This is a genomic window from Agromyces sp. NPDC060279, from assembly GCF_042726785.1.
Classification (GTDB): Bacteria; Actinomycetota; Actinomycetes; order Actinomycetales; family Microbacteriaceae; genus Agromyces.
In genome coordinates this window covers 43,690-67,783 of the sequence record NZ_JBHXBK010000006.1, presented here as the reverse complement: position 1 = coordinate 67,783, position 24,094 = coordinate 43,690, and the positions used below count along the sequence as shown (strand labels likewise).

Here is a 24,094-nt window from a genome sequence, read left to right as displayed (position 1 = left end):
GCGGCGCTCATGCGACGCTCCGCAGGGCTTCGGCCGGCCGCAGCCGGGCGGCGCGCCAGCCGCCGATGACCCCGGCGAGCAGACCGCCGAGCACGGCCAGCCCGACGGCGATCGCGATGACGCTCACGGTCACCGGAGCGCTCAGCACGACCTCCGTCGCGGTCTGGCTCGAGGCCGCGCCGAACGGTCCGCCGGCCATCCCGCCCGGAGGGGCGCCGGCCGAGGCATCCGCTCCCTGCATCGCGCCAGGACCGCCGGCGGTGAAGCCGCCCCCGGTGCTGCCGCCGAGCGTGAGCCCGAGCAGGTTCACGACCCAGATGCCGGCGAGTCCGACGATGAGTCCTGCCGCGCCGCCGATGAGTCCCTGCACGAGGGATTCGCCCGCGACCTGACCGACGATGCGGCGGTTGCGCCAGCCGATCGCCTTGAGCGTGCCGAACTCGCGGGTGCGGCGGGTGACGCCCTGGATCGTGAACAGGATGGCCGTGAGGAACGCCGCCGCGAGCACGGCGATCGACACCCACAGGCCGAGGTTCGAGATGAGCGCCGAGGCGCTGCCGAGCGAGCCGGACACCTGCGCCGCGAGGTCCGACTGGGTCGACACGCTCGTGTCGGGCAGCGCCTCCTCGATCGAGGCCTGCACGGCGTCGATCCGGTCCGCCGAGGCGGCCTGCACGTACACGTCGCTGACCTTGCCCTCCTGGCCGGAGAGCGACTGCGCGAGGTCGAGCGGCACGTAGGCGTTCGACGCGGTCGTCGCGTCCGCGGAGGTCGACGCGACCGTCCCGACGATCTCGAACTCGGTCCCGCCGAACTCGATCGCGTCGCCGACGCCGAGCCCGGCGCTCGCCGCGTAACTCGCGTCGAGCACGGCGACCGCCTGGCCGGCGTCGGATGCCTCGAGCCCGCGCCCCGCGTCGACGGCCGCCGCCGACAGCGGGCCCACGGCGGCGCCCGCCGGGTCGATGCCGAGCACGGTCACCCGGTCGACGTCGAAGGCGCTGCCGCCGGCGCCGTCGAAGCCGCCCTGCGGCGGCCCATCGGCGCCCGGGGCGGCCTGCACGTCGGTGCCGCCCTGGTCCTGGTTCATCGCAGGCAGCTCGCCGGAGAAGGTGACGTTCTCGAGCGCGAGCGTCGCGGCCGCGGCCTCGACACCGTCGATCGCCTGCACGGTGTCGAGCGCGGTCCCGTCGAAGGTCTGACTGCCGGGCCCGGAGGTGAGCCGGGACTGACTGAGCGCCGTCGAGCCGTCGGCGGTCTGGCCGGCGCCGGCGTCGAACTCGAAGCGCTGCGGACCCGCAGCGGCGTCGCCCTCGCCGGGCGCGGCGGGGGTCGCGGTGACCGTCAGGTCGGTGCCGACGCCGTACACGGACTGCAGCACCTCGGCCTGAGCGTCGCGCATGCCGGTGGAGACGGCGTTCACGATCATCACGAGCGCGATGGCGAGCGCCATCCCGATCGCGACGATCGCGGTCTGCCTCCGCCTGCCGGCGAGTTCGCGCCGGAGGAAGGTGAAGAACATGGGGGTCCTCTCGTCGATGGGGGTCGACGAGACGCTAGGCACACGCCCTATGGCGGGACTTTGGCCCGGCTATGCGTTCCCCCTGGTTCCCTGAGCCCGTCGAAGGGAACCCCACGCTTCGACAGGCTCAGCGAACCATCCGCTGGTTCCCTGAGCCCGTCGAAGGGAACCCCCTCAGCGCACCGGTGGCGCTCAGCCCTCCCCGGCGCGGTTCGCGGCGAGCTCGAGGCCGATGGCGTGCACGAAGCCGCTGACGAGGTCGCTGCCTTCGCAGCCGATCCAGATCGCGTACTCCGCCCGGGGGTCCTCATCGGCGCGCATCCACTCGTCGAGCCAGGCGTCGGCGGCGCGCACGCAGGCCGCACCTGCGGCGCCGGTCCGACGGAACCAGCGGATGGCGACACCCTCGGGCGCGCTCATCGGCTGCGCCGGGATCGGCCCGTCGGCTTCCAGGGCCACGAACCCGCGCACGTCGACCGGGGCGACGGCGAGCACCCGGCTGACCTCGAGGAGGTCGGCGGCGCCGGCAGCGATCAGGAGGTGGCGGCGGGGCGGGGGCCCGTCGTCGACAAGGTCCGGCCGGCGGTTCGGGAGGAAGCAGAGCATGCAAGCAGCTTAGGTATGCCTAACCTAAGACGCAAGAGGTGGAGGTGGTCCGCTGAGCCTGTCGAAGCGTGCGCGTTCCCTTCGACAAGCTCAGGGAACTACTGGATGGTCCGCTGAGCCTGTCGAAGCGCGGCGCGTTCCCTTCGACGAGCTCAGGGAACGAGGCACCGGGAAGCGCACAGCCGTGTCATAGCCAACGCATAGCCCGACGCGGATACTTGGAAGCATGAGCACCCCCGCACCCGCCCGCGCGCCGCAGATCGCGAAGCCCGACGGCTCGATGGTGCGCGTCCTCGTCGTCGACGACGAGCACTCGCTCACCGAGCTGCTGAAGATGGCGCTGAAGTACGAGGGCTGGGACGTGCGCACCGCGGGCGACGGGCTCACCGCCGTGAAGATCGCCCGCGAGTTCCGCCCCGACGCGATCGTGCTCGACATCATGCTGCCCGACATCGACGGCCTCGAGGTGCTGCAGCGCGTGCGCGCCGACGGCACGGAGACCCCCGTGCTGTTCCTCACCGCGAAGGACGCGCTCGACGACCGCATCGCCGGGCTCACCGCCGGCGGCGACGACTACGTCACGAAGCCGTTCAGCCTCGAAGAGGTCGTCGCCCGCCTGCGCGGCCTCATCCGCCGCTCGACGCTCACGCTCGCCCAGGCGAAGGACCCGGTGCTCCGCGTCGGCGACCTCACCCTCGACGAGGACTCCTACGAGGTGCACCGCGACGGCGAGCTGATCGAGCTCACCGCCACCGAGTTCGAGCTGCTCCGCTACCTCATGCGCAACCCCCGCCGGGTGCTCTCGAAGGCGCAGATCCTCGACCGCGTCTGGTCGTACGACTTCGGCGGCAAGGAGTCCGTCGTCGAGCTCTACATCTCCTACCTGCGCAAGAAGATCGACGCCGGCCGCACGCCGATGATCCACACGGTCCGCGGCGCGGGCTACCTGCTGAAGGCCGCGGAGTGACGCGGCCGGGCGACCCGGGCTACGCGGCCGAGTCGCGGGCGCGGGCCGAGCGCGGCGACGGGGCGGATGCCGAGGCGCACGTCGGCGCCGAGGCATCCGCCCGCCGTCGCTGGACCCTGGAGCGCCGCCTCGTCGTCGCGATGGCGGCCCTCCTCGCGGCCGTCAGCGTCGTGGTCGGCGTCGTCAGCGTCACCGTCTTCCACGGCTCATCGGTGCAGAGCGTCGACGACGACCTGCGCACCTCGCTGCAGCGCGCCGCGACGGGCATCGCCGCCGTGCCCACCCCGGGCGGCGACGTTGGCCTCGCGCTCGACGTGCCCGGCCAGTCGGCGGGCACGATCGCGGCGTTCGTGAACGACGACGGCTCCGTCGACGGCGCCCGCTACATCGCCGACGGGGGACAGGTGCTGACATTCCAGTCCGGCGCGGTCGCCGAGCTCGGCGACGTGGCCGCCGACGGCCGGGCGCACACCGTCTCCTTCGGCGGACGGCTCGGCGAGTACCGCGCGATGGCGACGCCCGTGCTGCCGCAGCTGAACGTCGTCGTGGCGCTGCCGCTCGCCGGCGTGAACCGTGCCACCGGCCAGCTCGCCCTGACGATCGCCCTCGTCGCCCTCGCCGGCCTCTTCTTCGCGATCGCCTTCGGCACGCTCATCGTGCGCCGCGCCCTCGTACCGCTCGCGCGCATGACCGATACCGCGCTCGCCGTGTCCGAGCGTCCGCTCGACCGCGGCGACGTCGACCTCGACGAACGCGTGCCGGTCGACGACCCGCGCACCGAGGTGGGCCGGCTCGGCACCGCGTTCAACCGCATGCTCGGGCATGTCTCGAGCTCGCTCTCGGCGCGCGAGCAGTCCGAGCGCAAGGTGCGCCGCTTCGTGGCGGATGCCTCGCACGAGCTGCGCACCCCGCTCGCCTCCATCCGCGGCTACGCGGAGCTCACCCGCCTGCACGGCGGCACGCTGCCCGAGGATGTCACGCACGCGATCTCCCGCATCGAGTCCGAGTCGCTGCGGATGACCGAGCTCGTCGAGGACCTGCTGCTCCTCGCCCGCCTCGACGAGGGGCGCGAGCTCGTGCACAGCCGGCTCGACCTGCGCACCATCGTCGTCGACGCCGTCGGCGACGCCCAGGTCGCGGGCCCGGACCACGAGTGGTCGGTCGAGCTGCCCGAGGGGCCCGTCGAGGTGTCCGGCGACGACGCCCGGCTCCGTCAGGTGCTCGCGAACCTGCTCGCGAACGCGCGGGTGCACACGCCGGCCGGCACCGCGGTGCACGTGACCGTCACCCCCGAGCCCGGTGCCGGCGAGGACCCCGGCGTCGTCCGTGTCGAGGTCGCCGACGACGGTCCCGGCATCGACGAGGAGGTGCGCGACACGATGTTCGAGCGCTTCGCCCGTGGCGACGCCTCGCGCTCCCGGCGGGCCGGCTCGACGGGCCTCGGCCTCGCCATCGTGCGGGCCGTGGTCGAGGCGCAGCACGGCTCGGTCTCCGTCGAGTCCGAGCCCGGCCGCACCGTCTTCACCGTCGAGCTCCCACTCGCCCCCTGACACAACTCAGGAACATCCGGCAGGTATGCGCGCCGAGGCATCCGGCGAACCCAAGGATGACGCGGATGCCGATCCGATTCGTCCTGAGTTGTGGCAAGCGCAGCACGCCGAACGGCCCGCCCCCGGAGGGACGGGCCGTTCGACGTAAGTGCCGACCGGGCCTACGCGTCGGCGATGACGCCGAGCATCTCGGCGAAGAGCAGCAGCTCCTCGGGCGTGCGCTCGCGGAGCGCCGCATGCAAGCGCGACTGGTTGCGCGCCCGCACCGAGGTCACCCGCTCGAGCGCCACGGGCGTCGGCACGAGCACGCGCACCCGCCCGTCGCGCTCGTCGGGGCGACTCTCGACGAGCCCGACCTCCTCGAGCATGCGCAGCTGGCGGCTGACGACGCTCTTGTCCATGTCGAACAGCTCCGCGAGCACGTGGGCGTTCGTGGATCCGAGTCGCACGACGGTCGACAGCAGCTTGTAGCCGGCCGGGTTCAGCTCGGGGTGGATCTGCTGCGCCGCCTCCTTCCACACGGTGCGGGCGCGGCCGAACACGACGGAGAGCTGGTCTTCCACGCGCGCGATCGCCTCGTCGACGGAGGACTCGGTCATGGCACTCATGCTACTTGCGGGCCGGGGCCGGCTCGTCCTCCGAGGCGGCGGTGGATGCCTCGGCATCCGTTGCCGGGCGCGGCTCGCGCGAGGCATCCGCCCGCCCGATCGCGACCGAGGCGGTGGCCGGCGAGCCGGTCTCGGCCTCAGCGAGGTCGATGGCGACCTCCTCGGCCTCCTCGGCCAGCGACTGCGCGGCGTTCTTCGTCGACAGCGGCTTGTTCGGCAGGAAGGCGATCGCGATGAGGCTGAGCACGGCCAGCGGGATGGCGATGATGAACACGTCGGCGATGCCGTGGCCGTAGGCGCCCTCGACGATCACGCGGATCGTGTCGGGGAGCTCGCCGACCTTCGGCACGTTGCCCGACGCGAGGCCCTTGAGCGCCGCGACCTCGTCGGCCGAGGACGGCGTGAACTTCGCGAGCCCGTCGGTGATGTGGGTTGTCACCTGGCTGGCGAGCACCGAACCCATGATCGTCACGCCGATGGTGCCGGCGATCGAGCGGAAGAAGTTCACGTTCGAGCTCGCGGCGCCGAGCTGCGAGGCCGGGGTGTCGTTCTGCACGATGAGGGTGAGGTTCTGCATGACCATGCCGAGGCCGGCGCCGAGGATCACCATGTACACCGAGACCCAGAGGAAGTCGGTGTCGTAGCGGAGCGTCGACATGAGGCTCACGCCCGCGATGATGAGCGCGGAGCCGAGCAGCATCCAGCCCTTCCACTTGCCGAAGCGCGAGACGAGCTGGCCGATGCCGATCGACGCGCCCATCTGGCCGACGATCATCGGGATCGTCATGAGGCCCGACTCGGTCGGGGTGGCGCCGCGGGCGAGCTGGAAGTACTGCGCGAGGAAGACGCTCGTCGCGAACATCGCCACACCCACCGAGATCGAGGCGATCACGGAGAGGGTGAAGGTGCGGTTGCGGAACAGCGACATGGGCACGATCGGCTCGGCCACGAAGAACTCGGTCACGATGAAGGCGAGGAGCGCGATCACCGCGCCGCCGATCATGAGGTAGCTCTGCATGGAGTCCCACTCGAACTGGCTGCCGCCCATGGACACCCAGATGAGGAGCACGGAGACGCCGACGGTGAGCAGCACGGCGCCGAGGTAGTCGATGCGCACGCGCTCGCGGTTCGGCTTCGGCAGGTGCAGGGTGCGCTGGATCATGATGATCGCGGCGACCGCGAAGGGGATGCCGATGAAGAAGTTGGCGCGCCAGCCGAAGGCGTCGGTGATGACGCCGCCGAGGAGCGGGCCGCCGATCGTGGCGAGCGCCATGATGCCGCCGACGACGCCCATGTACTTGCCGCGCTCGCGCGGGGAGATGATGAGCGCGACCGCGATCATGACGAGCGACATGAGGCCGCCGGCGCCGAGGCCCTGCACGACGCGGACGGCGATGAGCATGCCGGTGTCCTGCGCGAAGCCGGCGATCGCCGTGCCGACGACGAAGAGGCCGAGCGCGAGCTGCAGGAGCACCTTGCGGTCGACGAGGTCGGCGAGCTTGCCCCAGATCGGGGTGGAGACGGCGGTCGCGAGCAGGCTCGCGGTGATGACCCACGTGTAGGCGGACTGGTCGCCGCCGAGGTCGGCGATGATGACGGGCATCGAGGTCGAGACGACCGTGCCGGAGAGCACGGCCACGAACATGCCCATGATGAGCCCGGAGAGTGCGGTGAACACCTCACGGGCGGAGCGGGGTGCCTCGGTGGTCGAGGCGGTGAGCTGAGACGTCAAAGAAGTAGTCCTCGTAGAAAGTTGATGTGCGTCAACGATATACCTGTCGTTGATGTACGTCAACTATCGACCTCGGTCAACTATTCCCCTCCTCTTTTCACAACTCAGGAAGAATCGAATCGGCATCCGCGTCATCCCTGGGCTCGCCGGATGCCCCGCCGCGCATAACCGCCACATGTTCCTGAGTTGTGGGGAGGGGGATTTGGCGGATGCGCCGGGGTCGGGTACGCTAATCCGAGCCAAAGACCGCTGGTCGTCGTGCCCGAAGGGGTTCGACCGAAGTTCTTGCGAGAGCAAGGGGCCCGCGCAGGTGTGACGAAGTCTCTCCGGAATTCTCCGGCCCGAAGCTCCGCGCGTCTGCGCCGGAGCTTTTTTCATGCCAGCGCTCCCAGGCCGTGCATCGTCACCGCGATGCGCGATGAAGACACAAGGAGTGGCCATGGCGAACAAGGAAGCCGCGGTTGCCGAGCTCCAGGAGATGTTCCAGAGCTCGACCGCCGTTCTGCTGACCGAATACCGCGGCCTCACTGTTGCCCAGCTCAAGGAGCTGCGCAAGTCCATCAGTGGGGACGCGAGCTACGCCGTGGTGAAGAACACGCTGACCAAGATCGCCGCGAACAACGCCGGCATCTCGGCGTTCGACGACGCCCTCGCGGGGCCGTCGGCGATCGCGTTCGTGCACGGCGACCCCGTCGCCGTCGCGAAGTCGCTGCGTGACTTCGCCAAGGCGAACCCCCTCCTCGTGGTCAAGGGCGGCTATTTCGATGGCAAGCCCCTGACCGCCGAAGAGGTAGGCAAGCTCGCCGACCTCGAGTCCCGCGAAGTGCTGCTGGCGAAGCTCGCCGGTGCCTTCAAGGCCTCGCTGTTCGGAGCCGCATATCTGTTCAACGCGCCGCTGTCGAAGGCCGTCCGCACGGTCGACGCGCTGCGCGAGAAGCAGGAGTCCGCTGCGTAAGGCGCGAGCCACGCTGCGGTGAGTACACAACAAGGAGAGAAAAATGGCAAAGCTTTCGACTGAAGAGCTGCTCGAGGCGTTCAAGGAGCTCACCCTCATCGAGCTCTCGGAGTTCGTCAAGGCGTTCGAGGAGACCTTCGAGGTCACCGCCGCCGCCCCGGTCGCCGTCGCGGCCGCTGGTGCGCCCGCCGCCGGTGGTGGCGACGCCGCCGCCGAGGAGGAGAAGGACTCGTTCGACGTCGTCCTCGAGGCCGCCGGCGACAAGAAGATCCAGGTCATCAAGGTCGTCCGCGAGCTCACCTCGCTCGGCCTCGGTGAGGCGAAGGCCGTCGTCGACGGTGCTCCGAAGGCCGTCCTCGAGGGCGCCAACAAGGAGACCGCCGAGAAGGCCAAGGCCGCCCTCGAGGAGGCCGGCGCCACCGTCACCCTCAAGTAATCCGGCGCACTCCCCGCGAGTGCACCCCGCTTGAGGCGACGAACGTCGCTGCAGTACACGGATGCCCCGTGCCGATTCGTTCGGCACGGGGCATCCGTCGTTCCGGGCCGGTCCGGCGCTGCCGCGAGCCGACTCGAGCGCCGGTCCGCGCGGCCGCGCGCATCGACCATTGCCTTCGTCCAGCGAGAGGTATAACATCATACTGCGCGGGGAGCGAGTGCCCCGCGTCCTCCGCCCCCAGACAAGGACGTCATGATGCGAAGCTTCCCCCGACCCCTGCTCGCCGCCGGCCTGACCGTCGGCGCCGTGGCACTGCTCCTCACCGGCTGCGGCGCCGCGCCGACGTCGAGCGACGATGCGGCCGCCGCGAGCGACTTCACCCCCTGCGCCGTCTCCGACATCACCGGCTTCGACGACAAGGACTTCAACCAGCTCACCTACGAGGGCGTGAAGGCTGCGGCCGACGAGCTCGGGACCAAGGTGCTCACCGCCGACTCGAACACCGAGGACCAGTACGCCGGCAACATCCAGGGCCTCGTCGAGCAGGACTGCGACTTCATCGTCACGGTCGGCTTCGCCCTCGCGAACGCCACCAGGGATGCCGCGCAGCAGGCCCCGGAGGTCGACTTCGCGCTCATCGACAGCACCGTGACCGACGCCGAGGGTGCCCCGCTCACGCTCGACAACGTGAAGCCCGTGCTGTTCGACACCGCCCAGGCTGCGGCCCTCGCCGGCTACCTCGCCGCGGGCGTCACGAAGACGGGCGCGGTCGGCACCTACGGCGGCATGCCGTTCCCCTCGGTCACCGTGTTCATGGACGGCTTCGCCGACGGCGTCGCGCACTACAACGAGACCCACGGCACCGACGTGAAGGTGCTCGGCTGGGACAAGGCCGCCCAGAACGGCCTCTTCGTCGGCGGCTTCGACGATCAGATCAAGGCCCGCACGCTCACCGAGGGCCTGCTCGACCAGGGCGCCGACGTCGTCATGCCCGTCGCCGGGCGCCTCTTCGAGGCGAGCGCCGCGGTCGCCGAGGAGCGCGGCACCGACCTCGCGATCATCGGCGTGAACGGCGACGTCTACAACGCCGTGCCGAAGTTCCGCCAGTACTACCTGACCTCGGTGCTGAAGAACCTCACGACCGCGGCCGAAGAGGTCACCCTCGCGGCGGCCGACGGCGACTTCTCGAGCACCCCCTACATCGGCACGCTCGAGAACGAGGGCGTCGGCATCGCGCCGACCCACGACTGGGAGTCGCGCATCGACCCGGCCCTGCTCGACGAGGTCGAGGAGCTGCGCCAGCAGATCGTCTCCGGCGAGTTCGTCGTCGAGTCGCCCTCCTCCCCGAAGGCCTGAGCGGGCCATCCGCCCCGCTCCGCCGCCGATCGCGCTCCCGCGCATCCCCCTGCCCGCGCACTCCGCGCACCCGAACGAAAGGCCCGCGCCACGATGACCACGACCACCTCCACCGCCGAGTCCGCCACCGCCGTCGACAAGGCCAGCGCCGGGATCGGCGAACGCCAGTACCACATCGGGGTCGCGCCCGGCGAGGTCTCGACGGTGGCGCTGCTGCCCGGCGACCCGTTCCGGGTGCCGATGATCGCCGAGTTCCTCACCGACGTGCGCACGGTCGCGCACCAGCGCGAGCACCTCACGATGACGGGCGACTACAAGGGGCGGCGGATCACGGCGACCTCCACGGGGATGGGCTGCCCCTCGGCGGCGATCGCGGTCGAGGAGCTCGTCCGGGTCGGGGTGACCTCGTTCATCCGCGTCGGCTCCTCGGCCGGGCTGCAGGCCGGCATCGCGCCGGGCGACCTGCTCGTGAGCGAGGGCTCGCTCCGCAACGACGGCACGACCGCGGCGTACGCGATGACCGGGTACCCGGCCGTCCCCGACCTCGCGATCACCGCCGAGCTCGCCCGCACCGCGCGGGAGCTCACCGAGGGCACGCAGGCGAAGGTGCACACCGGCATCAGCGTCAGCGACGACGCCTTCTACGCGGAGACCCCCGAGTGGATCTCCACCCTGCACGAGCTCGGCGTCACGAACGTCGAGATGGAGGCCTCGGCCATCTTCGTCGTCGCGCGCCTCCGCGGCGTGCGGGCCGGCATGATCTGCTCCACTTCGAGCAACCTCTACGACGGCACGAGCCTCTACTCGGGCGTCAAGGAGGCGCTCAAGGAGGGGTGGATGCGCAGCATCGAGGCGGCGCTCGAGACCGCCGTGCGGCTCGAGCTCTAATCACCGGCCGATGCTGATCAACCTGCACAGCCACCTCGAGGGGCGGGTGCGGCCGGAGACGGCCGCCGAGCTCGCTCGGGGGGCCGGCGTGCCGGAGCCGCCCGCCGGCTGGGCGCGGGCGCTCCGGCTCGACGGGCCCGCGGATCTCACCGTGTACCTCGAGAAGGTCGCCGCGAGCTATCCGTTCTTCCGCCGGCTCGACGCGATCGAGCGGATCGCCAGGGAGGCGGTCGAGGATGCCGCGGCCGGCGGCCAGGACTACCTGGAGCTGCGCTTCGGACCGGCGACTCACGCCGACGACGACCGGGGCCTCGCCGAGGTCGTCGCCGCGGTCGCCCGGGGGATGGCCGCGGGCAGCGCTGCGAGCGGGATGCCCTCGGGCGCGGTGGTCGCCGCCCTCCGCCACCACGACGAGGCGACGAACCTCGCCGTCGCGCGGGCGGCCGCCGCCGCGGCCGGCGAGGTCGTCTGCGGCTTCGACCTCGCGGGCGACGAGTCGCGCTTCCCGCGGCACGACGTGCACGCGCCGGCGTTCCGCGTCGCCGCCGCCGCGGGCCTCGGGCTCACCTGCCACGCCGCGGAGGCGGGCGGGGCGGCGGCGGTGGCCGACGCGGTGCGCTGGCTCGGCGTCAGCCGGATCGGGCACGGCGCGCACCTCGTCGACGACGCGGAGCAGCTCGCCCGCGCGGCCGATGCCGGCCTCGTCGTCGAGATCTGCCCGACCTCGAACCACTTCACCGGCGCGATCGGCCGGGTCGCCGATCACCCCGGCGCGGCCATGCGGCGGGCCGGCGTCCGGCTCGTGCTCGGCGACGACAATCCGATGCAGACGGGCTCCGATCTCGCGGCCGAGCGCCGGGTGCTCGTCGAGGAGCTCGCGTGGGACGCCGCGGCGCTCGACGCGCTCGACCGGGCGAGCGTCGACGCCGCCTTCCTGGAGCCGGCCGTGCGGCGCGCCCTCGAGGCGCGGCTCCCGGCCTGAGCCGCGGCGTTCCGGCGGTCAGCCGCCCGAGGACTGCCGCACCGCGAGGTGGCCGACCGAGGGCGCGACGATGACCTTCGCGAGGTAGGCGGGCCGGCCGTCGAGGTCGGCCGTCTGCGTGAGCAGCATGACCGGGTCGGCGGCCTTCAGCTCGAGCTGCTTCGCGCGGGTGGCGCCGGCGACGCTCACGCCGATGCGGCACACCCCGGTCACGAATGCGAGCCCGGTGCGGTCGATGATGCGCATCAGCACGGTCGAGCGGGCCTCGTCGATGTCGGGGAGGGCCGCCTCGACCGCGGCGCCGAAGCCGGCGCGGTCGTCGCCGACGGGCAGGTACTCCTGCACGACGGCGATCGGCGCCCCGTCGCGGGAGGCGATCGACTCGCGGAACCAGAACCGCGCGTCGTCGGCGAGCTGCAGGTACGTCGAGACGAAGTCCGTCGCGGTCTGCTGGGTGAGCTCGACGTGGCGCAGTTCGATGGTGGCGCCGGGCTCGGCGAGCACGAGCTCGAGCGGTCGGAACTCCTCGAGCCCCGCGTGCGGCACGGCGTCGGCGACGAACCGGCCGACGCCCCGCCTCGTGCTGATCAGGCCGTCCTCCTCGAGCAGCATGAGCGCCTCGCGGACGACGGTGCGGCTCACGCCGAGCGCGGTGCCGAGCTCGGTCTCGCGGGGGAGCGCCGTGCCGAGCGGGAACACCCCGGTGCGGATGCCGTGGGCGATCCGCGAGTAGACGGCCACGCGCAGCGGCTGGCCGGGTGAGGTGAGCAGCGGCTGTTCGAGGTAGCTGGTGCCCATCTGCGCCCTTTCGTCTGCGTCGCGGCGCTCGCGCGCAGCCCTCCTATTCTCGCGGGTCGGCGGGGATTTCGTGGGCCCGGAGGATATATAGCCAAGCTATGTATACTGGTGGGCATGCCACGCGACCATGAGCTGCCCGCCCTCGTCGGCGCCCTCGTGTCGGCGAACAGCCGGCTCGTCCGCGTCGCGGCGACCGCGACGGGCAGCGAGGAGTCGCCCGCCGTCTGGCGCACCCTCGGCGTGCTCCGCGACCTCGGCCCGCTGCGCCTCGGCGAGCTCGCCAGGGTCAGCCGGGTCACCCAGCCGACCATGACGAAGCTCGTCAACGCGCTCGAGGAGCGCGGCTGGGTGCGCCGCACACCCGACCCCGACGACGGCCGCGCCCTGCGCGTCGCCGCCGAGCCGGCCGGGCTCACGGCGCTCGACGCGTGGCGCGACGAGCTCACGGCGACCATCGCCCCGATGTTCCCCGAGCTCTCCGACGAAGACCTCGCCGCCCTGGAGCGCACCGTCGCGGTGCTGCAGGCCGGCCTCGATCGGGCCGACGCCAGCCTCGGCCGCAGCAAGGAGCACGAATGAGCCACGGCTCGCACGAGACATCCGGATCCATCCTCAAGCAGCCGAAGGCGGTGTGGGCGGTCGCCTTCGCCTGCGTCATCGCCTTCATGGGCATCGGCCTCGTCGACCCCATCCTGCCGGCCATCGCCGAGAGCCTGCAGGCGACGCCGACCGAGACCGAGATGCTCTTCACGAGCTACCTGCTCATCACCGGCCTCGCCATGCTCGGCACGAGCTGGCTCTCGAGCCGCATCGGCGCGAAGAAGACGTTGCTCATCGGTCTCGGCCTCATCGTGATCTTCGCGGCTGCAGCCGGGCTGTCGCAGAACGTCGAGTCCGTCATCGGCTTCCGCGCCGGGTGGGGCCTCGGCAACGCGCTCTTCATCTCGACCGCGCTCGCGACGATCGTGGGCGCCGCGTCCGGCGGCACGGGCTCGGCGATCATCCTCTACGAGGCCGCGCTCGGCCTCGGCATCGCGATCGGCCCGCTCCTCGGTGGCCTGCTCGGCCACCTGAGCTGGCGCGGTCCGTTCTTCGGCACCGCCGCGCTCATGGCGATCGGCTTCATCGCGATCGTCGCGTTCCTGCGGCCGGAGCGGGATGCCGAGCGGCCCGTGCCGACGAAGCTCTCCGCGCCCATCCGCGCGCTCCGTCAGCCCGCGCTCGCGGTGCTCGCCGCCGCGGCGCTGTTCTACAACATCGGCTTCTTCGTGCTGCTCGCGTATTCGCCGTTCCCGCTGGGCTTCGACGCGCTCGGGCTCGGCTTCACCTTCTTCGGCTGGGGTCTCGCGCTCGCGGTGACCTCGGTGTTCGTGGCGCCGCTGCTGACGGCGCGGATGCCGCGCACCCGCGTGCTGTGGATCGCCCTGCCGCTGCTCGCCGTCGACCTCGTCGCCGCGGGCCTCGTGATCGCGAACCCGACGGCACTCGTCGTCTGCATCGTGATCGGCGGGCTCGTGCTCGGCGTGCTGAACACGGTGCTCACCGAGTGCGTGATGGAGGCGACCGACCTCCAGCGCTCCGTGGCCTCGAGCGCGTACTCGGCGGTGCGCTTCCTCGGCGGCGCGGTCGCCCCGCCCGCCGCGGCGGAGCTCGCCCACCTGATCGCGCCCGACGCGCCGTACTACGCGGCGGCCGGCTCGGTGGCCGTCGCCCTCGTCATCGTCGTGCTCGGGCACCGTGCACTGCGCCGGGTCGACCGCGTCGAGGCGGAGCCCGCGCTCACCGAGGCCGAGGCGATCACCGCCGGCGACGCCGCCTGACCTCCCCGGCCCCACTCGGCCCCATCCACTCCGCCCACCCACTCGGCGAGACGTCACTATCTGCGGGTGCGGGCGCCGGCGCACCCGCAAAAAGTGACGTCATGCGCCCGCGGGCTAGAGCGGGGCGCGCATCGTCGAGGTGCGCACCACCAGGCGGGTCGGCAGCGGTGCGCCGGAGTCCGGCAGCGGGTCGGGTTCCGCGCCCTCGCCGAGCAGCCGCAGCACGAGGTCGACGGCGGCCCGGCCCTGCCCGCTCGGCGACTGCTCGACCGTGGTGAGGCCGAACATCTCGGCGTACTCGTGCCCGTCGACGCCGACGATCGACAGATCGTGCGGCACCGAGATGCCGAGTCGCTCGGCCGCACGAATGGCCCCGAACGCCACCTCGTCGGACGCGGCGAACACGGCCGTGGGGCGCCGGCCCGGCTGGCCCAGCAGCTGCAGGGCGGCCTCGTAGCCACCGGGCATCGTCATCTCGGTCTCGACGACCTCGGCCCGCCCGCGCGGCGCGAGGCCCGCCGCGGACATCGCGTCGAGGTAGCCGTGCCGGCGCAGGCCCTGCACGCTGAGCGGGCGGGCGGCGGCGCCCTCGCCCGCGAGGTGCACGAGCCGGGTGTGCCCGAGCTGCAGCAGGTGCTCCGTGGCGAGCTGCCCGACCGCCCGGTCGTCGATGCCCAGCCGGGCGGGGCCGAGCGCGCCGGCCTCGCCGCCGCCGAGCACGACGACGGGTTTGTCGCGCCGCTCGAGCGCCGCGAGCTCGCGCTCGGCGAGGTCGACGCCGACAGCGATGACCGCGTCGACGCGCTTGCGCGCGAGGAAGAACTCGAAGACGCGGTCACGGTCGGGCCCCGCGCCGTCGACGTTGTAGAGGGTGAGGTCGTAGCCGGCGCTCAGCAGCGTGCGTTCGAGGCCCTCGAGCACCTCGCCGAAGAACCAGCGGTTCACGAAGGGGATGACGACGCCGATGTTCTTCGTGCGGCCGGTGACGAGGCTCGCGGCGTCGGGGGAGACGATGTAGCCGATCTCGGCGGCGGCCGTCTCGACCCGGCGGCGGGTCTCTTCTGCGACGTGCCCGCGGCCCGAGAGCGCCCTGGACGCCGTGGCTTTGGAGACGCCGGCGAGGCGGGCGACGTCGGCGATCGCGGTCATCCCGGCTCCTCACTCGGCGTATTCGATGCAGAGCATACTCGCCAGAGGCACATGGATGGAACCGGTTCCAGTCGAGATCTCAATTTGCCGATCGAACGGGCCATTTTCGTGGAAGCGCTCTCACCCAGCGCTGGCCCGGGAGTGACTTGTCGCCGTTTCGTGATCGGCGGTCACTTGTGGCGAAGTGTGACCGTGCTCTACGGTGGTCGCTGGAACCGGTTCCGGTCCGCCTGCACCACACTCAACGAGGAGAGAGATATGCGTTTCACGCGTCATCGCCGATTGGTGGTCCCCGTCGTGGCGGCCGCCGCCCTCGGCCTGACCCTCACGGCATGCACCGGCGACATCGCCAACGAGGACGCCGGCGACGTCGACTGCGCACCCTACGAGCAGTACGGCACGTTCGAGGGCAAGAAGGTGTCCATCAGTGGCACCATCCTCGACCTCGAGGCCGACCGCCTGGTCGAGTCCTGGAAGGACTTCCAGACCTGCACCGGCATCGAGATCACCTACCAGGGCTCGAGCGAGTTCGAGGCCCAGATCGCCGTGCTCGCCGAGGGCGGCAACGCCCCCGACATCGGCATCGTGCCGCAGCCGGGCCTGCTCGGCCGGCTGGCCGACGGCGGTTGGCTCATCCCCGCGTCCCAGGAGGTCGAGGCGAACGTCGACGAGTTCTGGAGCGAGGACTGGAAGCAGTACGGCACCTACGACGGCACCTTCTACGCCGCGCCGCTCATGGCGAGCATCAAGGGCTACATCTGGTACTCGCCGGCCGAGTTCGAGGAGAAGGGCTACGAGATCCCGAAGACCCTCGACGAGCTGAACGCGCTGTCCGAGAAGATCGCGGCCGAGGGCGACCACAAGCCCTGGTGTGTCGGCTTCGAGTCGGGCGACGCCACCGGCTGGCCGGGCACCGACTGGATCGAGGACTACATGCTGCGCCTGCACGGCGCCGACGTGTACGACCAGTGGGTCACCCACGGCATCCCGTTCAACGACCCGAAGGTCGCCGAGGCCTTCGACGCCGCGGGCGAGATCCTGAAGAACCCGGACATGGTCAACGGCGGCATCGGCGACGTCTCGACGATCGTCACCGAAGCCTTCCAGACCGCCGGCCTCCCGATCCTCGACGGCCAGTGCTCGCTGCACCACCAGGCCTCGTTCTACGAGACCTTCTGGAACCCGGACGGCGGCGACGCCAACACGGTCGCGAGCGACGGCACCGTCTTCGCCTTCCTGATGCCGCCGGCCAACGCCGACGACCCGCTGTCGGTCACCGGTGGCGGCGAGTTCCCGGTCGCCTTCCGCGACGCCGAAGAGGTCGAGGCCGTGCGCGCCTACCTCTCCAGCGACACCTGGGCGAACAACCGCGTGAAGCTCGGCGGCGTCATCAGCGCGAACAAGGGCCTCGACCCGAAGAACGCGTCGAGCGAGCTGCTCGAGCAGTCGATCGAGATCCTGCAGGACCCCGAGACGACGTTCCGCTTCGACGGTTCGGACCTCATGCCCGGTGCTGTCGGCGCCGACTCCTTCTGGAAGGGCATGGTCGCCTGGACCACGGGGCAGAGCACCGCGGACACCCTGAACACCATCGAGTCCAGCTGGCCCGCCAGCTGAGCGAACGCCGCGCGCCGGTCGCAGACCCAGCGCCCAGCGCGGCATGATCGAGGGGCGGAGCCGCACGGCTCCGCCCCTCGCACCCCCCTCCAGCTCCGGCTGGCTTCGAAGACGAAAACCCGGGAGGCACGATGACGACCGCCGATCTGCTCGGCAAGCTCCTGCAGGTGGTGATGGGGCTCGCCGTACTGGCCGCCGTCGTCGGCCTGCTCATCTTCTTCATCGACAAGGCGCCGAAGAAGGGCCGCGACTACTGGCAGCTCGTCGGCTTCCTCGCCCCGGCGCTCATCTTCCTCGCGATCGGCCTGGTGTACCCGGCCATCCGCACCTCGCTGCTCGCCTTCCAGACCTCCGGCGGCGAGTGGACCCTCGACAACTTCGTGTGGACCTTCACCCAGCCGACGGCGATCCGCACGCTCATCAACACCGTCATCTGGGTGCTGCTCGTGCCGACGGTGTCCACGGCGATCGGCCTCGCCTACGCCGTGTTCATCGACCGCTCGCGCGGCGAGAAGTACTACAAGGTCATCCTGTTCATGCCGATCGCGATCTCCTTCGTGGGCGCGGGCATCATCTGGCGCTTCGTCTACGAGTACCGCTCGGGCGACCGCGAGCAGATCGGCCTGCTGAACGCGATCGTGACGGCCTTCGGCGGCGAACCCGTGCAGTTCATGCAGACCGACCCCTTGAACACCTTCCTCCTCATCATCGTGATGATCTGGATCCAGACGGGCTTCGCGATGGTGCTGCTGAGCGCGGCCATCAAGGGCGTGCCGACCGAGCAGATCGAGGCCGCCCAGCTCGACGGCACGAACGGCTGGCAGCGCTTCATCAACGTCACGGTGCCCGGCATCCGCGGCGCGCTCGTCGTGGTGCTCACGACGATCTCGATCGCGACGCTGAAGGTCTTCGACATCGTCCGCACGATGACCGCGGGCAACTTCAACACCTCGGTCATCGCGAACGAGATGTACACCCAGGCGTTCCGGGCGAGCGAGGTCGGGCGGGGCTCGGCGCTCGCGCTCATCCTCTTCCTCCTGGTGCTGCCGATCGTCGTCTACAACATCAACGTGCTCCGCAAGCAGAGGGAGATCCGATGAGCATCGCGCCCGCCGACCTGCCCACCGGCAAGGACCGCGGCTCGATCGAGGGGGCCGCCGAGACGACCGCCCTGACCGAGGTCGTCGGCACCAAGTCCGCCCGCGTCAAGAAGCGGCTCACCTCGCGCACCGCGACGGTCGCGGCGCTCATCATCGCCGTGCTCTGGACGATCCCGACGTTCGGCCTGCTGATCTCCTCGTTCCGTCCCGCCGAGCTCGTGCGCACCACGGGCTGGTGGACGATCTTCGAGAACTGGGGCTTCACGCTCGACAACTACAAGGACGTGCTGCTCTCGACCTCCCAGTCGTCGCCGCAGCTCGGCGCGTACATCGTGAACTCCATCGCGATCTCGCTCGTCGGCACGCTCATCCCGCTCGTGCTCGCGACGATGGCCGCGTACGCCTTCGCCTGGATCAAGTTCAAGGGCGCCGGGGTGCTGTTCATCCTCGTGTTCGCGCTGCAGATCGTGCCGCTGCAGATGGCGCTCGTGCCGCTGCTGCAGATCTTCTCGACGTGGCTGCGGCCGATGCAGGCATGGCTGCACGACGTCGTGCCGATCATCCCGGAGCAGAACTACGCGCCGGTCTGGCTCGCGCACGCGATGTTCGCGCTGCCGCTCGCGATCTTCCTGCTGCACAACTTCATCGCGGAGATCCCGAGCGAGGTCATCGAGGCCGCGAGGGTCGACGGCGCGACGCACGGGCAGATCTTCTTCCGCATCGTGCTGCCGCTCGCGACGCCGGCGATCGCGTCCTTCGCGATCTTCCAGTTCATCTGGGTGTGGAACGACCTGCTCGTCGCCCTCATCTTCTCGGGCGGCACGCAGGACGTCGCGCCGCTCACCCAGCGATTGGCGGAGATGGTGGGCTCGCGCGGCCAGGAGTGGGAGCGCCTGACGGCGGGCGCCTTCATCTCGATCATCATCCCGCTCGCGGTCTTCTTCGGCCTGCAGCGCTACTTCGTGCGCGGCCTGCTGGCGGGGTCGACCAAGGGCTGAGTCCGGGCGGGGGAGCGGATGCCGCGGGCGAATCGCCCGCGGCATCCGCTTGTCCCCCGACGCCGGCGCCCATCGCGGCCGCGCGGCCGGGGCGTCACCGGCGCGGCGTAGGGTGAAGCGGTGAGCATGAACCGAACGGCGCCGGGCGGGCAGAGCGGGCGCATGGGCAAGCCGCGCACGCGCATCGCCTCGGCCGACGAGGCCGCCCAGCGCGCCGAGAACGCCCAGGCGCCGAAGATCCCGAACCTGCTCGGCCGCATCGCCGAGCTGTTCGCGCCGCACCGGGCCGCGCTCGTCACGACGGTCGTGCTCGTGCTCATCGGGGCGGCGCTCAGCGTCATCCCGCCGCTGCTCACCCAGCGCGCCTTCGACGACGGCCTGTTCCCGAAGAACGCCGCGGGCGATGCGCTCCCGCCCGACGTGCCGCAGCTCACCTGGCTCGTCGTGGGCATGATCGCGGTGTTCATCGTCTCGGCGCTGCTCGCCGTGTGGCAGACCTGGCTCACCTCCACCATCGGCAACAAGGTCATGGGCGCGTTGCGGGTGCGCCTGTTCTCGCACCTGCAGTCGATGGAGCTGAGCTTCTTCACCCGCACGAAGACCGGCGTCATCCAGTCCAGGCTGCAGAACGACGTCGGCGGCGTCGCGGGCGTGCTGACGAACACGGTCTCGAGCGTGCTCGGCAACACCGTCACCGTCATCTCGGCGTTCGTCGCCATGCTCATCCTGAACTGGCAGCTCACTCTCGTGGCACTGCTGCTCATGCCGTTCATGGTGATCGCCCAGCGCCGGGTGGGTCAGGTGCGGGCGCGCATCGCCGGCAAGACGCAGGAGTCGCTGTCCGAGATGACCGCGATCACGCAGGAGACCCTCTCCGTCTCCGGCATCCTCCTGTCGAAGAGCTTCACCCGGCAGCAGAGCGAGATCGACCGCTACGCCGACGAGAACCGCAACCAGATCGGCCTGCAGGTGCGCCAGCAGATGACCGGCCAGTGGTTCTTCGCCATGGTGAACATCTTCATGTCGTCGATCCCGGCGATCGTGTACCTCGTGTCCGGCTGGCTGATCTCCGGCGGTGCGGTCGACGTGACGGCCGGCACGATCGTGGCGTTCACGACCGTGCAGGCCCGGCTGCTCTTCCCGCTCATGGGCCTCATGCGCGTCGCCCTCGACCTGCAGACCTCGAGCGCGTTGTTCGCCCGCATCTTCGAGTACCTCGACCTGAAGCCGGCGATCACCGACGCCCCCGGCGCGCGCGCGGTGCCCGACGGGCCGGAGCTCGGCCGGGTCGAGTTCGACCGGGTGTCGTTCCGCTACCCCGACGCCGAGGCCGACAGCCGGCCCACGCTCGACGAGGTGTCGTTTACGATCGAGCCGGGGCAGTTCGCCGCGTTCGTCGGTCCCTCGGGCGCCGGCAAGACGACGGTGTCCTACCTCGTGCCGCGGCTGTACGAGGCGACGAGCGGCGCCGTGCGCTTCGCCGGGGTCGACGTGCGGGAGCTGCGGCAGGACTCGCTCGTCGGCCGCATCGGCATCGTCAGCCAGGAGACCTACCTCTTCCACGCCTCGATCGCCGAGAACCTCCGCTACGCGAAGCCCGACGCCACCGATGCCGAGCTCGAGGCCGCGGCGCGCGCGGCGAACATCCACGAGACCGTCGCGAGCTTCCCCGACGGCTACGACACCGTCGTCGGGGAGCGCGGCTACCGGCTCTCCGGCGGCGAGAAGCAGCGCATCGCGATCGCCCGGGTGCTCCTGAAGGACCCGCCCGTGCTCGTGCTCGACGAGGCCACGAGCGCCCTCGACACGATCTCCGAGCGGGTCGTGCAGGCGGCGCTCGACGACGCCGCGAAGGGCCGCACCACGATCGCCATCGCGCACCGGCTGACGACGGTCGTCTCGGCCGACGTCATCTTCGTCGTCGTCGCCGGCCGCATCGTCGAGCGCGGCACGCACGCGGAGCTGCTCGCGCTCGGCGGGGTGTACGCCTCGCTCTACCGAGAGCAGGCCGACGCCGCGCTGCCCGCGCAGGGCTGAGCGATCGGGCTCAGCTGCGGGCGTCGAGCATGGTCTGCATGAGCTCGATCTCGGACTGCTGCGAGGCGATCACGGCCCGCGCGAAGGCCAGGGCGACCGGATGGCTCGAGCGTTCCTCGAGCGCCTCGGCCATCTCGACCGCGCCGAGGTGGTGCGCGATCATCAGCTCGAGGAACTGCCGTTCCGCCTCGACGCCGCTCGCGGCCCGCAGCGCGGCGATCTGCTCGGGCGTCGCGAGGCCCGGCATGGGCTCGCCCGCCGTGTGCGCGTGCGCGCCGCCGTCGGTCATCCACGTCATCTGCGGCTCGGCGCTGTACTGGGGCAGGTCCCAGACGTTCAGCCAGCCGGCGAGCTGACCGGACTGCTGGGCCTGCGTCGCGGCGATGTCGTCGGCGAGCAGCCGCACCTCGGCGTCGTCGGTGACCTGGCGCACGATGAGCGCGAGCTCGACGCCCTGCTTGTGGTGCACCTGCATGTCGCGGGCGAAGCCCGCCTCGGCGCTGCCCTCCGCCGGCGTCGCCTCGGGCACCGTCGAGAGCCGGCCGAAGGCGAACGCGGCGACGGCGACGAGCACGACGGCGACGAGACCGGCGACCGAGGCCGCGACGATGCGCGTGCGGCTCACGGGGTCAGGAGACCTTGCCGGGCGCGTCGAAGGCGCCGGTGCAGAGCGCGCCGGGCTCCGGCACGTTCTGGCTCTGCCAGTACTCCTCGAAGAACTCGGGGATGCGCGGGTCGGCGGCGTCGTCGAGCTTCAGCTGCACGTTCCAGCCGCTCAGCGCGATGGGGCTGTCGAGGCCCTCGAAGGGGGAGAGCACGACGTAGGTGGAGGGCAGCTTCGACTTCAGCGTGGCGAGCTCGTCGCCCGAGACCCGCTCGGGGTCGTAGGTGACCCAGATCGCGCCGTGCTCCATCGAGTGCACCGCGTTCTCGTTCGGCACGGGCTGCTCGTAGACGCCGCAGTTCAGCCAGATCTGGTTGTGCTCGCCGCCGGCGGGCGGCGTCTGCGGGTAGTCCACGGTGCCCGCGACGTGGCCCGCGCCGTTGTCGAAGGTCTCGACCCCGTCGATCTCGGCGCCGGTGCCGCCCTTGCTGTAGCTCGCCGGCTTCGGCGTCGGCGCGATCGCGGTCACGAGCAGGCCGATGACGGCGACGACGGCGACGATGCCGGAGGCGATGCCGATCGTGCGCACCCGCTTGCGGCGGGCCTCCTTGGCGCGGAACTCGGCGAGCTTCGCCTCTCGCGCGGCAGCGCGCTGCTGCTTGATCGACGGCTGGGTGGGGCTGGGGCTCACGGGGGACCTCTCTCGACGCGTCGCTCTGATGATACGGATGCATGGATCCGCCGCCGGTACGCGGCGGGGGTACTCCCAGGGCATTCGCAGTCTGATCGGGATACCACGTGCGCCGTCAACCCCTCGTGCCGGGGTGGGCGGAAGGCATAGTCTGTGCCCGACGCCGGGGTGGGCCGGCGAGCGAGGGGAGCGAGATGACCAGCGCAGCAGCCGAGCCGCAGGCCGGCACCGGGGGAGACGGGCTCAACGCGAAGGTGATCGGCCTCGCGGCCGCCGGCGCGGTCGGCGGCTTCCTCTTCGGCTTCGACTCCTCCGTCGTGAACGGGGCCGTCGACGCCATCCAGCACCAGTTCGAGCTGAGCGCCGGCGTGACCGGCTTCGCGGTCGCGAGCGCCCTGCTCGGCTGCGCCGTCGGCTCCGAGCTCGCCGGCCGGCTGGCCGACCGCTTCGGCCGGATCCCCGTGATGGTGCTCGGGGCCATCCTCTTCCTCGTCTCCTCGCTCGGCTCCGGCTTCGCCTTTGGGGTCGTCGACCTCATCGTCTGGCGCCTCATCGGCGGCGTCGGCATCGGCATCGCCTCGGTCGTCGCGCCCGCGTACATCGCCGAGATCTCACCGCGCAAGGCACGCGGACGACTGGCCTCGCTGCAGCAGCTCGCGATCGTGTTCGGCATCTTCGCCGCGCTGCTCTCCGACGCGCTCTTCGCGACGGCCGCCGGCGGCGCGTCCGAGTTGTTCTGGTTCGGGATCGAGGCCTGGCGCTGGATGTTCCTCGCCTGCATCGTGCCGTCGCTCGTCTACGGGCTGCTCGCGCTCACACTGCCGGAGTCGCCGCGCTTCCTCGTCAAGATCGGCAAGGAGGAGAAGGCGAAGGAGGTGCTCGCCCGCATCCAGCCGAGCGAAGTGGACCGGGCCATCCGCGACATCCACGACTCGATGCAGCAGGACGCCTACGCGAAGCGGAAGGGCGCGCTGCGCGGGCCTGTGCTGGGGCTGCAGGGCATCGTCTGGATCGGCATCCTGCTGAGCGTCTTCCAGCAGTTCGTCGGCATCAACGTGATCTTCTACTACTCGACGACCCTCTGGAAGGCGGTCGGCTTCGACGAGTCGAACTCGCTGCTCATCTCGGTGATCACCTCCGTGACGAACATCGTCGTCACCTTCGTCGCGATCGCCCTCGTCGACCGGGTCGGCCGACGGCCGCTGCTGCTCGTCGGCTCGGCGGGCATGACGGTGTCGCTCGCGGCGATGGCGCTCTCCTTCGCGAACGCCGTGACAGTCGACGGCGAGGTCTCGCTGCCCGGCGTTTGGGGCCCGGTCGCACTCGTCGCCGCGAACCTGTTCGTGGTCTTCTTCGGCTTCTCGTGGGGACCGCTCGTCTGGGTGCTGCTCGGCGAGATCTTCCCGAACCGCATCCGCGCCCGCGCCCTCGGGCTCGCCGCGGCCGCGCAGTGGGTCGCGAACTTCCTCATCACGGTCAGTTTCCCCGCGCTCAGCGACTTCTCGCTGCTCTTCACCTACGGGATGTACGCGCTGTTCGCCGCGCTCTCCTTCCTCTTCGTCTTCCTCAAGGTGCCGGAGACCAACGGCATGTCGCTCGAGGAGTCCGAGACGCTCTTCCCCGCGAAGGGATCGGCCAAGCGCCGAGTCGAGGCGACCGGCTAGGCTGTCGAGCGTGA

22 protein-coding genes are annotated in these 24,094 nt (G+C 71.0%); 14 read left to right on the top strand and 8 right to left on the bottom strand.

Features of this window, described 5'->3' with window-relative positions; genetic code table 11:
- Window positions 1-7 precede the first annotated feature (7 nt).
- Entirely contained in the window at window positions 8-1,522 is a 1,515-nt protein-coding gene (locus ACFWE1_RS14940; protein WP_376934198.1) for an ABC transporter permease, read from the bottom strand.
- A gap of 192 nt (window positions 1,523-1,714) precedes the next feature.
- Complete coding sequence (locus tag ACFWE1_RS14935; RefSeq protein ID WP_376934197.1) at window positions 1,715-2,128, bottom strand: SIP domain-containing protein; 414 nt, start codon at window positions 2,126-2,128, stop codon at window positions 1,715-1,717.
- Window positions 2,129-2,354: 226 nt separating this feature from the next.
- On the opposite strand from ACFWE1_RS14935, the gene ACFWE1_RS14930 reads away from it, so the two are divergent.
- Together ACFWE1_RS14930 and ACFWE1_RS14925 are read left to right on the top strand one after the other, a co-directional pair.
- Complete coding sequence (locus ACFWE1_RS14930) at window positions 2,355-3,095, top strand: response regulator transcription factor (RefSeq protein ID WP_376934196.1); 741 nt, start codon at window positions 2,355-2,357, stop codon at window positions 3,093-3,095.
- The gene (locus ACFWE1_RS14925) at window positions 3,092-4,645 is read left to right on the top strand and encodes a sensor histidine kinase (protein ID WP_376934195.1); all 1,554 of its coding nucleotides are present in this window, start codon (window positions 3,092-3,094) and stop codon (window positions 4,643-4,645) included. The genes ACFWE1_RS14930 and ACFWE1_RS14925 overlap by 4 nt, the downstream gene beginning before the upstream one ends.
- Before the next feature lie 161 nt (window positions 4,646-4,806).
- Here ACFWE1_RS14925 and ACFWE1_RS14920 read toward each other — a convergent pair whose 3' ends face one another.
- A complete protein-coding gene (locus ACFWE1_RS14920) occupies window positions 4,807-5,244 on the bottom strand; it encodes a MarR family winged helix-turn-helix transcriptional regulator (RefSeq protein WP_376934194.1) in 438 nt (145 codons plus the stop codon).
- Between the two features lie 10 nt (window positions 5,245-5,254).
- Entirely contained in the window at window positions 5,255-6,985 is a 1,731-nt protein-coding gene (locus ACFWE1_RS14915) for an MDR family MFS transporter (RefSeq protein WP_376934193.1), read from the bottom strand.
- 439 nt (window positions 6,986-7,424) lie between these two features.
- Between ACFWE1_RS14915 and rplJ the strand changes: the two genes are divergently transcribed.
- The 5 genes from rplJ (at window position 7,425) to add (ending at window position 11,602) form a co-directional block, all read left to right on the top strand.
- Window positions 7,425-7,940 (top strand): 50S ribosomal protein L10, encoded by a 516-nt coding sequence (gene rplJ, locus ACFWE1_RS14910; protein ID WP_189085698.1) that lies wholly within the window; start codon window positions 7,425-7,427, stop codon window positions 7,938-7,940.
- Window positions 7,941-7,983: 43 nt separating this feature from the next.
- Window positions 7,984-8,376, top strand: coding sequence for a 50S ribosomal protein L7/L12 (gene rplL / locus ACFWE1_RS14905; protein WP_189085699.1), 393 nt, complete (start codon window positions 7,984-7,986; stop codon window positions 8,374-8,376).
- Window positions 8,377-8,631: 255 nt separating this feature from the next.
- Window positions 8,632-9,732 (top strand): BMP family protein, encoded by a 1,101-nt coding sequence (locus ACFWE1_RS14900; RefSeq protein WP_376934192.1) that lies wholly within the window; start codon window positions 8,632-8,634, stop codon window positions 9,730-9,732.
- 93 nt (window positions 9,733-9,825) lie between these two features.
- Entirely contained in the window at window positions 9,826-10,620 is a 795-nt protein-coding gene (locus ACFWE1_RS14895) for a nucleoside phosphorylase (protein ID WP_376934191.1), read from the top strand.
- 10 nt (window positions 10,621-10,630) lie between these two features.
- Complete coding sequence (gene add / locus ACFWE1_RS14890) at window positions 10,631-11,602, top strand: adenosine deaminase (protein WP_376934190.1); 972 nt, start codon at window positions 10,631-10,633, stop codon at window positions 11,600-11,602.
- An 18-nt stretch (window positions 11,603-11,620) separates the two neighbouring features.
- Here the strand turns inward: add and ACFWE1_RS14885 are convergent, their stop codons facing one another.
- On the bottom strand, window positions 11,621-12,400 hold the full coding sequence (locus ACFWE1_RS14885) for a GntR family transcriptional regulator (RefSeq protein WP_376934189.1): 780 nt from the start codon (window positions 12,398-12,400) through the stop codon (window positions 11,621-11,623).
- Between the two features lie 114 nt (window positions 12,401-12,514).
- Between ACFWE1_RS14885 and ACFWE1_RS14880 the strand changes: the two genes are divergently transcribed.
- The gene (locus ACFWE1_RS14880) at window positions 12,515-12,979 is read left to right on the top strand and encodes a MarR family winged helix-turn-helix transcriptional regulator (RefSeq protein WP_376934188.1); all 465 of its coding nucleotides are present in this window, start codon (window positions 12,515-12,517) and stop codon (window positions 12,977-12,979) included.
- Window positions 12,976-14,220, top strand: coding sequence for an MFS transporter (locus ACFWE1_RS14875; protein ID WP_376934187.1), 1,245 nt, complete (start codon window positions 12,976-12,978; stop codon window positions 14,218-14,220). Before ACFWE1_RS14880 ends, ACFWE1_RS14875 begins: the two co-directional genes overlap by 4 nt.
- Window positions 14,221-14,334: 114 nt before the next feature.
- Here the strand turns inward: ACFWE1_RS14875 and ACFWE1_RS14870 are convergent, their stop codons facing one another.
- Entirely contained in the window at window positions 14,335-15,369 is a 1,035-nt protein-coding gene (locus ACFWE1_RS14870) for a LacI family DNA-binding transcriptional regulator (RefSeq protein ID WP_376934186.1), read from the bottom strand.
- 258 nt (window positions 15,370-15,627) lie between these two features.
- On the opposite strand from ACFWE1_RS14870, the gene ACFWE1_RS14865 reads away from it, so the two are divergent.
- The 4 genes from ACFWE1_RS14865 to ACFWE1_RS14850 all read left to right on the top strand — a co-directional run bounded on the left by ACFWE1_RS14865 (window position 15,628) and on the right by ACFWE1_RS14850 (window position 21,121).
- Window positions 15,628-16,986 carry an ABC transporter substrate-binding protein gene (locus ACFWE1_RS14865; RefSeq protein ID WP_376934185.1) on the top strand — a complete coding sequence of 453 codons (1,359 nt, stop codon included), beginning with the start codon at window positions 15,628-15,630 and terminating at the stop codon, window positions 16,984-16,986.
- Between the two features lie 131 nt (window positions 16,987-17,117).
- Window positions 17,118-18,086: a carbohydrate ABC transporter permease gene (locus tag ACFWE1_RS14860; RefSeq protein WP_230764598.1), complete on the top strand. Its 969-nt coding sequence runs from the start codon at window positions 17,118-17,120 to the stop codon at window positions 18,084-18,086.
- A complete protein-coding gene (locus ACFWE1_RS14855) occupies window positions 18,083-19,084 on the top strand; it encodes a carbohydrate ABC transporter permease (protein ID WP_189085709.1) in 1,002 nt (333 codons plus the stop codon). Before ACFWE1_RS14860 ends, ACFWE1_RS14855 begins: the two co-directional genes overlap by 4 nt.
- A 126-nt stretch (window positions 19,085-19,210) precedes the next feature.
- Window positions 19,211-21,121 carry an ABC transporter ATP-binding protein gene (locus ACFWE1_RS14850; RefSeq protein WP_376934309.1) on the top strand — a complete coding sequence of 637 codons (1,911 nt, stop codon included), beginning with the start codon at window positions 19,211-19,213 and terminating at the stop codon, window positions 21,119-21,121.
- Window positions 21,122-21,131: 10 nt separating this feature from the next.
- Here ACFWE1_RS14850 and ACFWE1_RS14845 read toward each other — a convergent pair whose 3' ends face one another.
- Window positions 21,132-21,746: a DUF305 domain-containing protein gene (locus tag ACFWE1_RS14845; protein WP_376934184.1), complete on the bottom strand. Its 615-nt coding sequence runs from the start codon at window positions 21,744-21,746 to the stop codon at window positions 21,132-21,134.
- 4 nt (window positions 21,747-21,750) lie between these two features.
- Window positions 21,751-22,416, bottom strand: a complete 666-nt coding sequence (locus tag ACFWE1_RS14840) for a DUF3105 domain-containing protein (RefSeq protein ID WP_376934183.1) — start codon at window positions 22,414-22,416, stop codon at window positions 21,751-21,753.
- A gap of 194 nt (window positions 22,417-22,610) precedes the next feature.
- On the opposite strand from ACFWE1_RS14840, the gene ACFWE1_RS14835 reads away from it, so the two are divergent.
- The gene (locus ACFWE1_RS14835; protein ID WP_376934182.1) at window positions 22,611-24,080 is read left to right on the top strand and encodes a sugar porter family MFS transporter; all 1,470 of its coding nucleotides are present in this window, start codon (window positions 22,611-22,613) and stop codon (window positions 24,078-24,080) included.
- Window positions 24,081-24,094 lie beyond the last annotated feature (14 nt).

Excerpts from the sequence above, each read along its gene's own strand:
- ACFWE1_RS14940 (WP_376934198.1), bottom strand. The coding sequence starts at position 1,522 with ATGTTCTTCACCTTCCTCCGGCGCGAACTCGCCGGCAGGCGGAGGCAG.
- ACFWE1_RS14935 (WP_376934197.1), bottom strand. The coding sequence starts at position 2,128 with ATGCTCTGCTTCCTCCCGAACCGCCGGCCGGACCTTGTCGACGACGGG.
- ACFWE1_RS14930 (WP_376934196.1), top strand. The coding sequence starts at position 2,355 with ATGAGCACCCCCGCACCCGCCCGCGCGCCGCAGATCGCGAAGCCCGAC.
- ACFWE1_RS14920 (WP_376934194.1), bottom strand. The coding sequence starts at position 5,244 with ATGACCGAGTCCTCCGTCGACGAGGCGATCGCGCGCGTGGAAGACCAG.
- rplJ (WP_189085698.1), top strand. The coding sequence starts at position 7,425 with ATGGCGAACAAGGAAGCCGCGGTTGCCGAGCTCCAGGAGATGTTCCAG.
- rplL (WP_189085699.1), top strand. The coding sequence starts at position 7,984 with ATGGCAAAGCTTTCGACTGAAGAGCTGCTCGAGGCGTTCAAGGAGCTC.
- ACFWE1_RS14900 (WP_376934192.1), top strand. The coding sequence starts at position 8,632 with ATGCGAAGCTTCCCCCGACCCCTGCTCGCCGCCGGCCTGACCGTCGGC.
- ACFWE1_RS14895 (WP_376934191.1), top strand. The coding sequence starts at position 9,826 with ATGACCACGACCACCTCCACCGCCGAGTCCGCCACCGCCGTCGACAAG.
- add (WP_376934190.1), top strand. The coding sequence starts at position 10,631 with ATGCTGATCAACCTGCACAGCCACCTCGAGGGGCGGGTGCGGCCGGAG.
- ACFWE1_RS14885 (WP_376934189.1), bottom strand. The coding sequence starts at position 12,400 with ATGGGCACCAGCTACCTCGAACAGCCGCTGCTCACCTCACCCGGCCAG.
- ACFWE1_RS14880 (WP_376934188.1), top strand. The coding sequence starts at position 12,515 with ATGCCACGCGACCATGAGCTGCCCGCCCTCGTCGGCGCCCTCGTGTCG.
- ACFWE1_RS14875 (WP_376934187.1), top strand. The coding sequence starts at position 12,976 with ATGAGCCACGGCTCGCACGAGACATCCGGATCCATCCTCAAGCAGCCG.
- ACFWE1_RS14870 (WP_376934186.1), bottom strand. The coding sequence starts at position 15,369 with ATGACCGCGATCGCCGACGTCGCCCGCCTCGCCGGCGTCTCCAAAGCC.
- ACFWE1_RS14865 (WP_376934185.1), top strand. The coding sequence starts at position 15,628 with ATGCGTTTCACGCGTCATCGCCGATTGGTGGTCCCCGTCGTGGCGGCC.
- ACFWE1_RS14860 (WP_230764598.1), top strand. The coding sequence starts at position 17,118 with ATGACGACCGCCGATCTGCTCGGCAAGCTCCTGCAGGTGGTGATGGGG.
- ACFWE1_RS14855 (WP_189085709.1), top strand. The coding sequence starts at position 18,083 with ATGAGCATCGCGCCCGCCGACCTGCCCACCGGCAAGGACCGCGGCTCG.
- ACFWE1_RS14850 (WP_376934309.1), top strand. The coding sequence starts at position 19,211 with ATGAACCGAACGGCGCCGGGCGGGCAGAGCGGGCGCATGGGCAAGCCG.
- ACFWE1_RS14835 (WP_376934182.1), top strand. The coding sequence starts at position 22,611 with ATGACCAGCGCAGCAGCCGAGCCGCAGGCCGGCACCGGGGGAGACGGG.